Origin of the sequence: Stenotrophomonas sp. JAG2, from assembly GCF_041080745.1 — a bacterium.
Classification (GTDB): domain Bacteria; phylum Pseudomonadota; class Gammaproteobacteria; order Xanthomonadales; family Xanthomonadaceae; genus Stenotrophomonas; species Stenotrophomonas maltophilia_AA.
This window is the reverse complement of the sequence record NZ_JBEUMH010000004.1, coordinates 1-15,091: the sequence shown is the minus strand read 5'-3', so window position 1 is coordinate 15,091 and position 15,091 is coordinate 1. Positions and strand designations below refer to the sequence as shown.

General features: G+C 67.8%; 14 protein-coding genes. 2 read left to right on the top strand and 12 right to left on the bottom strand.

The genetic code is table 11. The features are described 5' to 3' along the window. Window positions 1-19: 19 nt before the first annotated feature. From purH to prmA, 4 genes are all read right to left on the bottom strand, one after another. A complete protein-coding gene (gene purH / locus AB9O74_RS06060; RefSeq protein WP_369348759.1) occupies window positions 20-1,603 on the bottom strand; it encodes a bifunctional phosphoribosylaminoimidazolecarboxamide formyltransferase/IMP cyclohydrolase in 1,584 nt (527 codons plus the stop codon). Window positions 1,604-1,774: 171 nt separating this feature from the next. Next, the gene (gene fis / locus AB9O74_RS06055; protein ID WP_026069829.1) at window positions 1,775-2,050 is read right to left on the bottom strand and encodes a DNA-binding transcriptional regulator Fis; all 276 of its coding nucleotides are present in this window, start codon (window positions 2,048-2,050) and stop codon (window positions 1,775-1,777) included. 114 nt (window positions 2,051-2,164) lie between these two features. Further along, entirely contained in the window at window positions 2,165-3,064 is a 900-nt protein-coding gene (locus AB9O74_RS06050) for a DUF3426 domain-containing protein (RefSeq protein ID WP_369348758.1), read from the bottom strand. Between the two features lie 30 nt (window positions 3,065-3,094). Continuing rightward, entirely contained in the window at window positions 3,095-4,015 is a 921-nt protein-coding gene (prmA, locus tag AB9O74_RS06045; protein WP_369348757.1) for a 50S ribosomal protein L11 methyltransferase, read from the bottom strand. 186 nt (window positions 4,016-4,201) lie between these two features. Between prmA and AB9O74_RS06040 the strand changes: the two genes are divergently transcribed. Both AB9O74_RS06040 and AB9O74_RS06035 read left to right on the top strand, forming a co-directional pair. Next, window positions 4,202-5,164 carry a hypothetical protein gene (locus AB9O74_RS06040; protein ID WP_369348756.1) on the top strand — a complete coding sequence of 321 codons (963 nt, stop codon included), beginning with the start codon at window positions 4,202-4,204 and terminating at the stop codon, window positions 5,162-5,164. Then, window positions 5,161-5,535, top strand: a complete 375-nt coding sequence (locus tag AB9O74_RS06035; protein ID WP_346490664.1) for a hypothetical protein — start codon at window positions 5,161-5,163, stop codon at window positions 5,533-5,535. The genes AB9O74_RS06040 and AB9O74_RS06035 overlap by 4 nt, the downstream gene beginning before the upstream one ends. 178 nt (window positions 5,536-5,713) lie before the next feature. Here the strand turns inward: AB9O74_RS06035 and accC are convergent, their stop codons facing one another. The 8 genes from accC to AB9O74_RS05995 all read right to left on the bottom strand — a co-directional run bounded on the left by accC (window position 5,714) and on the right by AB9O74_RS05995 (window position 15,053). Then, the gene (gene accC / locus AB9O74_RS06030) at window positions 5,714-7,081 is read right to left on the bottom strand and encodes an acetyl-CoA carboxylase biotin carboxylase subunit (RefSeq protein WP_176988012.1); all 1,368 of its coding nucleotides are present in this window, start codon (window positions 7,079-7,081) and stop codon (window positions 5,714-5,716) included. A 10-nt stretch (window positions 7,082-7,091) separates the two neighbouring features. Continuing rightward, window positions 7,092-7,580 carry an acetyl-CoA carboxylase biotin carboxyl carrier protein gene (gene accB / locus AB9O74_RS06025; RefSeq protein WP_121040377.1) on the bottom strand — a complete coding sequence of 163 codons (489 nt, stop codon included), beginning with the start codon at window positions 7,578-7,580 and terminating at the stop codon, window positions 7,092-7,094. A gap of 54 nt (window positions 7,581-7,634) precedes the next feature. Then, entirely contained in the window at window positions 7,635-8,057 is a 423-nt protein-coding gene (locus AB9O74_RS06020; protein ID WP_179459890.1) for a lysozyme inhibitor LprI family protein, read from the bottom strand. Beyond that, window positions 8,057-8,506, bottom strand: coding sequence for a type II 3-dehydroquinate dehydratase (aroQ, locus tag AB9O74_RS06015; protein ID WP_319210622.1), 450 nt, complete (start codon window positions 8,504-8,506; stop codon window positions 8,057-8,059). The genes AB9O74_RS06020 and aroQ overlap by 1 nt, the downstream gene beginning before the upstream one ends. Before the next feature lie 137 nt (window positions 8,507-8,643). Further along, window positions 8,644-10,281, bottom strand: a complete 1,638-nt coding sequence (locus AB9O74_RS06010) for a serine hydrolase domain-containing protein (protein WP_369348755.1) — start codon at window positions 10,279-10,281, stop codon at window positions 8,644-8,646. A gap of 199 nt (window positions 10,282-10,480) precedes the next feature. After that, a complete protein-coding gene (locus AB9O74_RS06005; RefSeq protein ID WP_369348754.1) occupies window positions 10,481-11,497 on the bottom strand; it encodes a helix-turn-helix domain-containing protein in 1,017 nt (338 codons plus the stop codon). Between the two features lie 41 nt (window positions 11,498-11,538). Next, window positions 11,539-14,334 (bottom strand): PAS domain-containing protein, encoded by a 2,796-nt coding sequence (locus tag AB9O74_RS06000; RefSeq protein ID WP_369348753.1) that lies wholly within the window; start codon window positions 14,332-14,334, stop codon window positions 11,539-11,541. A gap of 104 nt (window positions 14,335-14,438) precedes the next feature. Then, a complete protein-coding gene (locus AB9O74_RS05995) occupies window positions 14,439-15,053 on the bottom strand; it encodes a TetR/AcrR family transcriptional regulator (protein ID WP_369348752.1) in 615 nt (204 codons plus the stop codon). Between the last annotated feature and the right edge of the window lie 38 nt (window positions 15,054-15,091).

Genomic DNA, 15,091 nt, shown 5'->3' with positions numbered 1-15,091 from the left:
AATGCCCTTCCCTTGAGTTTCAGTGACGGAAGTGACGCACGCCGGTGAACACCATGGCCAGGCCATGCTCGTCGGCGGCCGCGATCACTTCGCTGTCGCGCATCGAGCCACCCGGCTGGATGACCGCCTTGATGCCGGCGGCAGCAGCGGCATCGATGCCGTCGCGGAACGGGAAGAACGCATCGGAGGCCATCACCGAGCCTTCCACCACCAGGTTCGCATCGGCCGCCTTGATGCCGGCGATGCGCGCGGAGTACACGCGGCTCATCTGGCCGGCGCCGACACCGATGGTGCGGTTGTCCTTGGCGTAGACGATGGCGTTGGATTTGACGAACTTGGCGACTTTCCAGGCGAACAACAGATCGGCGAACTGCTTCTCGGTCGGCGCCAGCTTGCTTACCACCGTCAGTTCGTCGCGCGCCATGCCGCGGTTGTCGGCGCTCTGCATCAGCAGGCCGGAACCAATCCGCTTGGTGTCGTAGTTGTTGCGGCCGTCGCCGTGCGGAATGCGCAGTACGCGCACATTCGCCTTCTTCTGCGCGTATTCCAGCGCGGCCGGTTCGAAGTCCGGGGCGATCAGCACTTCGACGAACTGCCGGTCCAGGATCGCCTGCGCGGTGGCGGCGTCCAGCGGTCGGTTGAAGGCGATGATGCCGCCGAAGGCGCTGGTCGGGTCGGTCGCATAGGCCAGCTCATAGGCATCGCCGTTGCCGGCGCCCACGGCCACGCCGCACGGGTTGGCGTGCTTGACGATGACGCAGGCCGGCACGTCGAACTGACGCACGCATTCCCACGCGGCATCGGCATCGGCCAGGTTGTTGTAGCTCAGTTCCTTGCCCTGCAGCTGCTGGAACGTGGCCAGCGTGCCCGGCACCGGGTACAGGTCGCGGTAGAACGCGCCGCTCTGGTGCGGGTTCTCGCCGTAGCGCAGGTCCATCACCTTCACGAAGCTGGAATTCATCTGCGCCGGGAACTCGCTGCGCAGCGGCACGGCGGTGTCGGTGGTGGTCACGGCGGAGAGGTAATTGCTGATCGCCGCGTCGTACTGGGCCACGCGGTTGAACGCGGCCACCGAGAAGGCGAAGCGCTTGGGCGCCGACAGCCTGCCATCGTGGGCGTCCAGCTCGGCCAGCAGCTCGGCGTACTGCGACGGGTCGGTCGCCACCGCCACGCGGGCGAAGTTCTTCGCGGCCGAGCGCAGCATGGCCGGGCCACCGATGTCGATGTTTTCCACGGCGTCTTCGAGCGTGCAGTCCGCCTTGGCGGTGACCGACTCGAACGGATACAGGTTCAGTACCAGCAGGTCGATCGCGCCAATGCCGTGTTCGGCCATGACCGCGTCATCCAGCCCGGCGCGGCCGAGCAGGCCGCCGTGCACCATCGGGTGCAGGGTCTTGACCCGGCCGTCCATCATTTCCGGGAAACCGGTGACGTCGGCAACGTCCTTCACTGCCAGGCCGGCCTCGCGGATCGCCTTGGCGGTACCGCCGGTGGAGAGCAGCTCCACGTTGCGCGCGGCAAGGGCGCGGGCCAGGTCGATCAGACCGGTTTTGTCGGAAACGGACAGCAGGGCCCGGCGCACGGGCAGCAGATCGGAACTCATGGGGGCAGGAGATCGAAGCGGAGCGGGGGCATAGTGTAGGCCAGTGACGCGGGCCTGGCCTCTTCGACGGCCATCGCGGCGCCCGGCACCCCCGTAAAAACGACAAAGGCCGGCACCGAGGGCTGCTCGATCCGGCCTTCTCCCGCTGGGCACGATGTGTGCCCGTCGGCATCAGGTGGTGATGCCGTATTCCTTCAGCTTCTTGCGCAGGGTGGCGCGGTGGATGCCCAGCATCGAGGCGGCGCGGCTCTGGTTGCCTTCGCAGTGATTGAGCACTTCCACGAACAGCGGAATCTCCATCTCGCGCAGCACGATCTCGTAGACATCGTCCGCATCGCAGCCATCCAGGTCCCGCAGATAGCGCCTGACCGATTGGGCGACGTGTTCACGCAGGGGTGGCTTGGGCGCGCCACGACTGTTGTCAGGACGAGAAAGGACAGCGTTCAAGGAGTTTCCCGGTGCAAGAGCCGGGGCGGACAACAGCCCACGGCGGAAGGGTGATGGGGTCAGTCTAGCGCGTGCGTCGGCCGCCTGCCACGCTCCGGCGGCCCCGGCGGTGGCTCAGAGGAACTCAAAGGTGAATGCGACGGTAGACGCTGCAGGCTCCCGCACGCGGAAGCTGATCTGTGCGCTTTGTCCCGGTTCCAGCGTGGCGGCGGGGTCCATCGCGCGCTCCAGATAGTCGGCCGGCGCGAACACATTGGTGCCGATCACGCGGCCATCGGCATCGGACAGCGACAGCCGCAGCGACGGCCAGGCCTGGGCCCACCGCGCGTCGTTGCGGATGCTCGCCTGCACCTGCAGCGCACCCGCCTGGCCCGGCACCGGGCGTACATCACGGCTGAGCATGCTGAAGGCCGCCGGCTCGCGCCACGCCGGCAATGAACAGCGCAGCACGCTGCACAACCCGGCGATCCACGGGCGGGTACCGGCATCGGCGGCCAGCCGTGCGCGGTCGGCCACCGCGATCTGCACCAGCAGCACGGCGGCCAGCCCGGCCACCATGCCCCACTGCCAGCGTGGCGTGCGCAGGCGTGCACCGGGCAGGCGCAGGAAACTGGGTGTGGTGACCGCTTCGGCCGGCGGCAGGGCAGCGGTGGCCGGGCCGCGCGCGTCCTCATCGTGGGCGTGCACGTCATCCGGCAGCGGGTGCGACGGCGCCCCGGTCCCGGCGGCCGGTGCAGCTTCGCCGGCGTACGCAGGTTCGACATCGGCTGCGCGTTCGTCGGCGAATCCAAATCGGGTCTGCGACACGGACGGCTGCGGCGCATGCACCGGCTGGGCGTCGATCACCTGTTCCACCGCCAGCGGTGCGATGCGATCGTCCATGGACGTTGTCGACGCCGCAGGCGTCTCCTCGTGGGAGAGGGACACCGGCTCAGCGGGATCGGCCGGCGCCTCCGCGGACGGACGCAGGAACGTGGCGATCGGGCGTCGCGGCGGCATCGGAGGCTCGGACATGGGCACGGGACCGGGCAGGAGACAGGCTATTCAAGCACGGCGGACGCCGGTGATGCGCATCCAGTCGCCATCCTGCGCCACGGCCAGCTGTTCGAAGGCCGGGGCGTAGCGCTCCAGCAGTTCCCCTTCCTGCCCGTGCAGGATGCCCGACAGCGCGATGCGACCACCCGGGGCGACGCGCGCAGCCAGCACATCGGCCAGCGCATCCAGTGCCGAGGCAAGGATGTTCGCTACCACCACCGGGTACGTCGCCTGCGGTTCGTCTTGCGGCAGATAGACCTGCACGCGGTCCTGCAGGCCGTTGCGCTCGGCGTTGTCGCCGGTGGCGAGCACCGCCTGCGGATCATTGTCCACGCCGACCGCGCGGGCCGCGCCCAGCTTCAGCGCGGCCAGGGCGAGGATGCCCGAGCCGCAGCCGAAATCGAGCACGGTGGTGTCGGCCAGCGCGCCCTCGGCGGCCAGGCCGTCCAGCCAGCGCAGGCAGAGCGCGGTGGTCGGGTGGGTGCCCGAGCCGAACGCCAGGCCCGGATCCAGGCGGACCACGGCAGCATCGTCGGCCTGTGCGGCCTCCGGCAGCTCATGGTTCCACGGCACGATCCAGGTGCGATCACCGAAGGCCATCGGCTGGAACTGGTCGATCCAGGCGCGTTCCCAGTCTTCGTCGGCCACGGCGCGGAAGCTGGCGTTGGCCCAGTCCAGGCCCGGATCGAAGGCGTCCAGCGCGGCCAGCAGGGCCAGCGCATTGGTATCGCCGGGGAACAGCGCGGTCAGTACCAGGTCGTTCCACAGCGGGGTCTCGCCCACGCCCGGTTCCAGGATCGCGCGCTCGTTGCTGGTATCGGCATCGGCATCGAGCAGGGTCACCGCCAGCGCGCCCACGTCGTCCAGCGCATTCTCATAGCGCGGCTGGGTGGCTTCGGTGCAGTGCAGGGTGAGTTCCAGGAAGGGCATGGGGGCAGGGACCGGCGGAAAACCGTGCATGTTAGACCAGTGCGGGGCGATGGTCCCGGCCGTGCCGCCGGACGCTCGTCTCGCCGGCCGGTAAGATCGGCCCGACGGCTGGTTCAGACACCGCTGCAGCCGCTTGCTAAACTTGAACTCCTGCTGTCCATCACGGACAGCGTGTGACTTCTGCCCATGGCTCTCGTGCCGACCCTGAAAACCTGGTTGCTGGTCGTACCGGCCCTGGCGTTGCTGGGGGTGGTGGGCTATCGCGCGGGCGATCGGGTGTTGCACGCCGATCCGTCTTCCTCGCATATGGATGAGCCGCAGGCCGGCAGCGCCCCCAACGCGGTCCCGGCCGAAGCCCGGCAACTGGCCCGGCGCCTGCTCGGCAGCGAGCGCGGCACGGCGGTGGCCTCCGGCCTGCCGCTGGACCTGCGGGCCGATATCGAAGGCGACACCGACCTGTTCGCCTATGCGCAGCGCCTGCAGCTGCAGGCGGCCAACGGCAACGCCGAGGCCGGATGGATGGTCAGCCGCGTCTACGACTACTGCGCGATGTATGCGATGGACCCGGGCGGCTATCAGCTCGACAACACGCTGTTGACCGGTATGGGCATGAGCGCGTCGGCGCCGATGGTCGCTGCACGCGAGCGCGTCTCGCGGCGCTGCGCGGGCTTCGTCAGCAGCGACAACCTGGGTCGGCCCTTGATCCTGGCGCAGCGGTTGCAGTCGGCCAAGGCCGGCAACCTCGCCGCCGAGGCCTCGCTGTTCGCCGAGGGCCAGCCGCTGGAAACCGGGCCGGGCTATCGCCGCGGGCTGGTCGAGCGGGTGATGGAGTCGCGTGATCCGGAAGCCTACATGGCGCTGGCGCCGGGCATGGGCCAGCGTGCCAGCGGCGACAACGCGATGAGCGGCCTGGTGGCCGGTGATCAGTTCAGCGAACTGGCCTGGCGGCTGGCCGCCTGCGAGCTGGGCATGGCCTGCGGGCCGGACAGCGTGCTGATGAATAATTTCTGCGCGAACGGAGGGATCTGTTCGCAGGACGGTGGGCAGGACTTTGCCACTTTTGTGTATGACGCTGCGGTATCGCGGCAAGGTGCGGGGAAAATGAACGTGTTGGTCGAAGAGCTGGTCAAGCAGAGGAATGGGCGATGAATTACCGTCGAATTCTGCACGGTGCCAAATTCTGGTTCTGGGTGGCGTTGTTTGTCGCGTACTCGGCCGGAGCGGTGGGCCTGGTGATGATCGATACCTATGACGATCGTTACCGAAGCCTGTCCAAAGTGCAGTTGACCTCGGTGAAGGCCGATGCCGAAGTGCGTCGCGCCGGTGCCAGCCAGGTCGCTGCGGTGTATCGCGCGCAGAGTGGCATGCCGTTCGCTTCGCTGCCCACCGGCAGCACCTTCCAGGTGGTGTGGCCGGATGGCTCCACCGAAACGATGGTGATCATGGACCCGACCTCGTCGCTGGGCGTGGAACCGGTGAAGAACTCGCAGGTCACTGCGGCGGATACCGCCAAGCCGTAAGCACGCCGCGGTAGAGCTGCGCCCTGCGTGGCCGCAGCCTGCACGCGCCATGACGCACGTCAGCCAACCATGGGTTGGCTCTACCGGGTCTGTGCCCTCCGGCAGCCCGGTTCGCGCAACAGAAAGGCGGGGAAATCCCCGCCTTTCTGCTGTCCAGCGTCCCGCGCGAGCGCGTCGATCAGGTCAACGCGATCGACTTGTTCTTGCGTTCGGCCAGGCGCTTTTCCAGGTAGTGGATGTTCTGCCCACCGGCCTGGAAGCCCTTGTCGCGCATGATGCGCTGCTGCAGCGCGACGTTGGTCTTGATGCCGTCCACGACCAGTTCGCTCAGCGCCACGCGCATGCGCGCGATCGCGGTCTCGCGATCCGGGCCGTGCACGATCAGCTTGCCGATCATCGAGTCATAGTTCGGCGGCACGCGGTAACCACTGTAGATGTGGGTATCCACGCGCACGCCGGGGCCACCCGGCGGATGGAAGGCGGTGATCTGGCCCGGGCTCGGCACGAAGGTTTCCGCGTCTTCGGCGTTGATGCGGCACTCGATCGCGTGGCCGGTCAGCACCACGTCGCTCTGCTTGATGGTCAGCTTCTGGCCGGCGGCGATGCGCAGCTGCTCGCAGACCAGGTCGATGCCGGTCACCATCTCCGTCACCGGATGTTCCACCTGCACGCGGGTGTTCATTTCGATGAAGTAGAAACGGCCGTCCTCGAACAGGAACTCGAAGGTACCCGCGCCGCGGTAGCCGATGCGGATGCAGGCTTCCACGCAGACCTTGCCGATCTCATCGCGCAGCTCGGTGGTGATGCCCGGTGCCGGCGCTTCTTCCACCACCTTCTGATGTCGGCGCTGCATCGAGCAGTCGCGTTCACCGAGGTGGATGGCGTTGCCCTGGCCGTCGGCGAGCACCTGGATCTCCACGTGGCGCGGATTCTCCAGGAACTTCTCCATGTAGACCTGATCGTTGCTGAAAGCGGCCTTGGCTTCGGACTTGGTGGTCTCGATCGCCGCCTTCAACGAGGCTTCGGCATGCACCACGCGCATGCCGCGGCCGCCACCGCCACCGGAGGCCTTGATGATGACCGGGTAGCCGATCTCACGGGCGATCTTGGTGTTGGCCACGATGTCGTCGGTCAGCGGGCCGCCCGAGCCGGGCACGCACGGCACGCCGGCGGCCTTCATCGCGCGGATCGCTTCCACCTTGTCGCCCATCAGGCGGATGGTGTCGGCCTTGGGGCCGATGAAGATGAAGCCGGATTCTTCCACGCGCTCGGCGAAGTCGGCGTTCTCCGACAGGAAGCCGTAGCCCGGGTGGATGGCCTGGGCGTCGGTGACTTCCGCCGCGGCGATCAGGGCCGGGATGTTGAGGTAGCTCTCCGAGGACGGTGCCGGACCGATGCAGACCGACTCGTCGGCCATGGCCACGTGCTTGAGGTTGCGGTCGACCGTGGAATGCACAGCCACCGTGCGGATGCCCAGGGTATGGCACGCGCGCAGGATGCGCAGCGCGATCTCCCCTCGGTTGGCAATAACGACTTTGTCGAGCATGGACTAATCCTTAGCCGATCACGAACAGCGGCTGGTCGAATTCGACCGGCTGGCCGTTTTCGCCCAGGATGGCGACGATGGTGCCGGAGACATCGGCTTCGATCGGGTTGAACATCTTCATCGCTTCGATGATCGCCAGCGTTTCACCGGCCTTGACGGCCTGGCCGACCGACACGAAGGCCGGCTTGTCCGGCGAGGACGACGAATAGAAGGTGCCGACCATCGGCGCGCGCAGCACGTGGCCATCGGGCAGGGCGTTGCCGGCCTTGGCGGTGCCGCCGGTGGAGGCTTCGGTCGGCGACTGCATCGGCATCGCCGGTGCGGCGGCCTGGGCCGGCGCCGGGGCCATCATCATCTGCGGCTGGGCCTGCACCATGCCGTAGCCGGAGACGGGCGCGCGCGACAGGCGCACGGACTCTTCGCCTTCCTTGATTTCGATTTCGGCGAGGTTCGACTCTTCCAGCAGGTCGATCAGTTTCTTGATTTTGCGGAGATCCATAGGGGCCTCTTTAGCTCGTGGTGTCAGTGTGGTGGGAAGCGCGGTGCGCTCGGGTCAAAGCAATTCGTAGAAGTCGCGCAGCTGGCGGATGCGGTCACGCGTGAGGGTGGTCAGGCAGCGCATCTGCGCGCCATTGCGGGCCGAGCCGTCGGAATTCAACAGGTACACCGCGTCGCAGTCGTGGTCGCGCAGTTCGACCCAGGCGCGCTGGGCCAGCACCAGCTGCTGCTCGGCGTTGCCGCACCAGCTGCAGGCACCGCCGTCGGCCGGGGAGCGCAGCTGCCGGCGCGCCTGCGCGTACACGGCATTGAGTTCGACGTCGGCGGCGGCCGCCACGTCCGAGGCGCACAGGTCGCTCTCCATCGTGGTGACCGGGTGCGCGCAGTCGATGCCCTCATCCTCGCGGTCGCCTGCGATGGCGGCGCCACACAGGCAGCCCCACAGCACGACGCTGGCGAGGACACGCGGCAGTGTCATCACGCGGAGGCGGCCGCCAGCCGGGTCAGCGCCGCATCCATCGCATAGCGATAGCTGTCCGCACCGAACCCACAGATCACCCCGACCGCTTTGTCGCTGAAATAGCTGTGCTGGCGGAAGGGCTCGCGTGCATGCGGGTTGGACAGATGGATCTCGATGAAGGGCACGTCCACCGCGGCCAGCGCATCGCGCAGGGCCACCGAGGTATGGGTGAACGCCGCCGGATTGATCAGGATGAAGGCCGTGCCGTCGTCACGGGCCGCCTGGACCCGGTCCACCAGCACGTGCTCGGCGTTGGACTGCAGCGCCTCCACGGCGTGGCCGGTGGCCTGCGCCTGGGCCAGCAGGGCCTGGTCGATCTGCGCCAGCGTGGTGTGCCCATACACCCCCGGCTCGCGCGTACCGAGCAGGTTGAGGTTGGGGCCATGCAGGACCAGCAGTTTCGCCATGGGTGCCGAACAACAGGAAAGGGCGGAGTCTGGCGGAACTGGTGGATCGTGTCCAGTTCGACGAAGTTACGCGTGTTTCAAGCGTTCGTTTGAAATTCGGCGCGGAGCGTTGTGGCAGCGTGGCTTGGACCGCTTGGTCAGCGGCCGCGGCTCACCGACACGCTGGTGCCCGCTGGCCGCGGAGGTATCGCCGCCGCGGTGATCCGTTCCGCGCGCATGCGCCGGAGGCGGCGTGCGGACATCGTCAGCCCATCCACCGCGCCCGACGCCGCACGCGTGAAGGTCACCGTCCATGCGCCGCTGATGAAGCGATCACCGCCGACGGCCTCGAGCACAAGCTCGGACTGTCGCGGCCAACGCATCGTCAGCTTCCCTGCCGCCATCACGACCTCATAGGTCATGTCGACCTCGTCGATGCGGTATTCCCCCGTGAACGAGGTGAGCGTTGGCCCCGCAGGCATCGGCTCGGTGACGCGGGTGAAGGTTCTCGGTGCAGGCCAGGCATCCCAGATCTGCAGTTCGCGGGCGTCCTGCCTGTCCACCGCGGCACGGAAGTGCCACTGCGCGGCCTGGCCCATGCGGAATGTCCCGTTGCCGAGGGATTCCAGCGCCGACGATGCGCCCAGCGGACGCAATGCACCGTCCTTCACCTCCACCCGCACCACTTCATCGGTCAGTGCGCTCCAATAGATACCTGCCAGCGCCGACACGTCGGCTTCGGCGACGTCCACTGCCGGGGCCGTCGCCGTCATGCGATCGCCGAGATAGACCTCGGCGACCCGCTGCGTCAGCTCGGCGGGCAGGATCGTGGCGCCATTGCACAGCGTTACGATGGCCAGCCCCTGGTCGGGGAAGGCCATGGAATCGGTCCGATAGCCGGCGTGCACACCGTCGTGTCCCACCGTGCGCAGGCCGCGATACGTGCGGATGAAAAGGCCACCGCCGTAGCCGGTCGCCACGCCATCGCGGGTCTCCGCCGACGTCTGCATGGCTGTCACCAGCGCTTGTCCTCCAACGCGCGCATGGCTGAGATGGTCGTGCCATTTCAGCAGGTCGCCCACCGTGGTGAACAAGCCGGTCGGACCGTAGTAGTCGGACGCCGGGATGCTGATCCGCCACTCTCCCTCTGCGTGCGCCTGATAGCCGGCAGCACGACGCCGCACGATCCCGGTGTGGTCGTCCTGGAAGTGCGAGTCGTTCATGCCCAGCGGCCGGAAGATCCGCTCGTCGGTGAAGGCTGCCAGCGACTTGCCCGAGACACGCTCCACTATCACGGCCAGCAGGGTGTAGCCGAGATTGTTGTAGAGCGTCTCCGTTCCCGGCGCGAAGTTCAGCCCACGCTGCTGCGTCGCGACCGACAGCATGTCGGCCTGGGTCATCATGTCGTCGCTGCGCCAGCCGGCCAGGTACAGCAGCTGCCCCTGCTCGCGCAGGCCGCTACTGTGATGGATCAGGTGCGAGAGGGTGATCGTCTGGCCTACGTCGGGCATCTCCGGGAGGTAGGTGCGGATGTCATCGTCCAGCGACACGCGCCCGTCCTGCGCGAGCAGTGCGATCGCGAAAGCAGTGAACTGCTTGGAGATGGAGCCGACCAGGAAAACCGATTGGGGGGTGATGGGAACGTCGTACTCCAGGTTCGACATCCCGTACCCGCGCGTGTAATCCACCACGCCGTCGCGCGCGATTCCCACCGCACAGCCGGGCGTGGTGGCGCCGTTCCACGGGGCGAAGATCGCATCCACCTGCGCGTGGCGCTCGGCGGGCGTGGCGCTCACGGGGTGGGCCCGGACCCCGCTGGTCTGCACGGTCAGGACGGCGACAAGGGGCCACAGGACAATGGATCGATGAACGCGCACGGGAAGCCTCCGGGATAGGGCGCACGAGATGGGTCTGCACAACGCCAGCGCCAGCACCGTATCCAATCGCTTTCCAATCAACGTGTTGCGGTGTCTTCCCGGAGTGCGGGAATCGCTTCTAGGAGTGCGCTGCGGCCGTGCGGAACGCGGCGGGCGTGATCCCTTCGCACTTCTTGAATGCGCTGTAGAAGGTCGACATGGACTGGAAGCCCGCTTCCTGGGCGACGACGTCCAACGACTTGGCCGGACTCTGTTGCAGGAGCGCCTTCGCCTCGGTCACCCGCAGCTGGGTCAGGTACTGCTTGAACGAGGTCTGGTTGTTGTCATTGAGCAGCTGCGACAGCCGGGTCTGCGGGATACCCAGCCGTCGTGCGAGGCGCGGCAGGGTCAAGCCAGCGTCAAGATGCAAACGCTCGCCCGCCATAAGGTCAGCCAGCGCCTGCAATGCCACGTTCGCTTCGGCGGCGGGAATCCGACGGTCCTGATAGGGCTCGATCGGCGCCTGCCCCGAGCGCAGGCGGAGGCAGATCAGAATGCTCACGACCAGAACGAAGGTGAAGGACAGCGCACCGACGATGTAGGACGTGTACCCAGCGGTGTAGTACGCGATCCAGATGATCCAGATCCCTGCCAGGGCGCCCAGCAGCAGGGGGCCGGACCGGGAGGTCCGAAGCCGTGCGCGGTGGCGATGGACCAGGGCAGTGGTGAGGAGCAGATAGCCCAGCCAGGCGTAGTTGATGCCGGGCGCGATGGTATGCCGCCACAGCTCGACGTTGCGGCTGTAGGGAAGCAGGACAGTGACCGCCGCGACAAGGAGGAGCAACGCGCCGAGGTGCCAGCGATCGGCCTTCCCGGGCCGGGCAGGGTCTTCCTGGCTGGAGCGCACCAGAAAATAAAGGCAGGGCCCGATCATGAAACACGCGGTCAGCCCGAGCTGGAGAACGGCGAAGGGAACCTCCGGCCAGAAATGGAAGGTCACGGACTTCCCCGTTCGCACCCCGATCATCAGGATAAGCATCGCCAGCCAGCGCTGCGTTGTTTCGCCCTTGGCCCGCCACCACAGTACCGACGCTGCCACCACGCCATTGAAGGCGCCCAGCATGGCGAAGAAGAACAGGAAGTGTTGGCTGAGCATTGCCGCAGTATTGAGAAAATCCCCTTGCCGTCAAGCGCCGCTCAGCGCACCTCGGCGAGCACCGCCCGCACCCGCAACGCCAGTTCCTCCAGCGTGAACGGCTTGCCGATCAGGTGGACATCGGGGTCGAGCACGCCATCGTTCTCCAGCGCATTGCGGCTGTAGCCGGTGGTGAACAGCACTTTCAGTGCCGGTCGCCGCCTGAGCGCCTCATCGGCCAGCTGCCGCCCGTTGACCTCCGGCATGACCACATCGGTGAACAGCAGCGCGATGTCGGGATGGCGGTCGAGCAGGGTCAGCGCCGTGGCGGCTCCCTCGGCCGCGAGCACCGGGTAGCCCAGTTCGGTCAGCGCTTCGATGGAAAACTGCCGTACGCCGGGTTCGTCTTCGACGACCAGGACGAGTTCCCGGCCACCGCTCAGGGCGCGGTTGTCCTCTCTTCCGGCCGGGGACGATGGCGCGACATCCACCCTGCGGCGCGGAAGATACAGGGTCACCGTGGTTCCCTGTCCCGGGGTCGAATCGATGTTCACGTGGCCGGCCGACTGTTTGACGAAGCCGTACACCTGGGACAGGCCCAGGCCGGTGCCTTGCCCCACCTTCTTGGTGGTGAAGAACGGATCGAAGGCCTTGGCGATGACCTCGGGCGGCATGCCGCTGCCGTTGTCCGCCACGGTGATCCGGACGTACTCGCCCTCGGGGACCTCTGCCGCTGCGGCACCGTCATCGGCGGCGATCGTGAAGTTGGCGGTCTCCACCACCAGTCGCCCGCCACCGGGCAGTGCGTCGCGCGCGTTGACCGCCAGGTTGAGGATCACGTTCTCCAGCTGGTTGGCATCGGCGAACGTGCACCAGACCTGTGCAGCCAGCACGGTTTCCAGGCGGATGCTGCTGCCCAGCGAATGCACGAGCAGGTCCGACATCCCGGCCACCAACCGGTTCACATCCAACGGCACCGGTTGCAACGGCTGCTGCCGGGAAAACGCCAGCAGGCGCTGGGTGAGCTGCGCGGCGCGGGTCGCGCCGTCGATGGCCATGTCGATGTAGCGCTTGGCGCGCGGATCGCTGTCGCCCATCCGCATCGCCAGCAGGTCCAGCGGGCCGATCACGGTGGCAAGCATGTTGTTGAAGTCGTGCGCGATGCCGCCGGTCAGCTGGCCCACCGCCTCCATCTTCTGGCTCTGGCGCAGGGCATCTTCCACGCGCGTGCGCTGTGCCACTTCTTCCAGCACCCGGCTCTCCAGGTGCTCGTTCAATTCCTGCAGCCGGGCATCGGCCAATTTGCGCGCGGTGATCTCGATCGCCACGCCCACGACCCGGACGCAGCGGTCGCCCTCGAAATGCCCGCGACCTTTCGCCGCGACCCAGCGCACCACGCCGTCTTCCTTGCCGACGGTGCGGTATTCCACGTCGTAGAGCGCGCGCCGCGCCGGGTCGGCGGCCGCCGCAAACGCGGCGACAGTGGCGGCGCGGTCGTCGGGATGCAGCCCGTCATGGAAGTCGCTCATCGACACCACCACCTCGGGCGAGATGCCGAACATCGCCTTCGTCCGCGCCGGCCAGATCAGCGCGTCGCGCACGAGGTCCACATCCCAGAAGCCCATGTCACCGGCCTCCGTGGCAAAGCGCAGGCGTTCCTCGCTCTGGGCCAGCGCGGCTTCGGCCGCCTGGCGGACGGTCAGGTCCAGCATCGCGCCGATCATCCGCAGCGGCTCGCCCACGCCGCCGCGCAGCACGGTGCCGCGGTCGAGCACGGAGGCGAAACTGCCGTCGGCGCGACGGAACCGGTACTCGCTGTTCCACGCGGTTCCACCGCCCTCGATCACGGCATGGATGTCCCTGTCCACGCGCGCCCGGTCGTCCGGATGGATGTGATCCAGCCACCACTGCGCGCTGGTCTCGCTCAGCGCATGGCCGAACAGGGTGGTCAGTGCTTCGTTCCAGATGACCTGGCCATCGGAGATGCGCCAGTCCCAGATCGCATCATTGGTTGCGTGGGCGGCCAGCCGATAACGCTCCTCTGCTTCCAGATGACGGGCCTCGGCGGCCTTGCGGTCGGTGATGTCCAGTGACGTGCCGACCAGCCCCACCACCACGCCGTCGGCGTCGCGCAGGGGTGATTTGGTCGACAGCCATTGCGCACGCCGGCCATCGGGGAAACTCACTTCTTCTTCGAGCTGCTCGGTCTGCCCGCTGGCCATGACGCGCTCGTCGGTGGCCATCACGATGGCTGCCTGGGCAGGGTCGCCGAGCAGCTCGGCGTCGGTGCGGCCGACGTAGATCTCCGGCGGCCGGCCGATCAGCTCGGTGGTGCCGCGGTTACCGATCAGCATCCGGCCCTGCCGGTCCTTGGCGTACACCACGCCGGGCGCGGCTTCGACGAAGGAGCGCAGCAGGGTCTGCGCATGGTCGCGCTCCGCTTCGACCCGGCGGCGCTCATCGATATCGATCAGTACCCCGGGGAAGCCGACGGCCTGCCCGTGCGCGTCGAGGTCCACCCGGCCGATCGCCTCGATCCAGCGATAGGCGCCGTCGGCGCCGCGGGTTCGATACTGGTGGGCATAGCGGCCACCGCGGCGGACCGCTTCGGCAATCGCCTCGGCCAGGCCGGCGCGGTCGTCGGGGTGGACGGCGGACACGACCTGCTCCAGGCGCAGTTCGGTGCGGGCCAGCGCCGGGTCGAGGCCATGTGCCAGGGCCAGGGCATCGTCGACGGTCAGGCTGTCCTGGGCAACATCCCAGAACCAGGTACCGATGATCGCACCGGCGGCCAGTGCCATCCTGACGCGCTCGGCATCACGCTCGCCGTGGGAACCGGGGGAAGGTGAAGAGCTCAAGCTGTACTCGCGGTCGGCAGGGGGTCGGATGCACCGGCCTCGGGACGGCAGGCGGCGCGGGGCGGACACCATAGGGTATCGGCGCGAGGCGAGCTGTGAAGCCGTCAGGCGGGCAGCTTGCCTGGGGACGTCGGCGCGCTGCAGCGCAGCCCGCGCAGCAGCAGCTCCAGCGCAACCCCGCTCTGTGCAAGCCGCGCATCGCCATCGTCGCCATCGGCGATCCAGAACGCCGCCTCGGCAAGGCTGCCGTACACGAGGGAGGCGAGGGCCTGCGGATGGGCCTTGGCGACCACACCCAGATCGATCAGGTGCGCCAGCAGACGCTGCATGGAATCGATGCAGTGGCGCTGCGATTCCGGCGAGGCACCGCCCAGCACGGCGCGCGCATCGCGCAGCACGATGCGCTGGATGGTGGGTTCCCGGGCCATCTCCAGGTATCCGATGCAGCGCAGCCGGAATCCCTCCCACGGATCCACGGCGGCGTCGGAGATCGCCTTCAGGCGCGCGTCCATCTCCGCGTCGAGCTCATCGACGACCGCCGCGAGCAGCCCCTGCTTGTCGCCGAAGTGGTGGTAGAGCGCGCCGCGGGTGAGGCCGGCCTGCGCGGTGAGGTCGTCCATCGAGGTATCGGCGTAGCCGCGCTCGCTGAAGACTGCGCGGGCGGTCGCCAGCAGGGTGGCGCGGGTCTGCTCCATCTCGGCGCGGGTACGACGGGCCATCGGCCTCTCCTTGCGTGCGGGGGGGGGGGGGGGGGGGG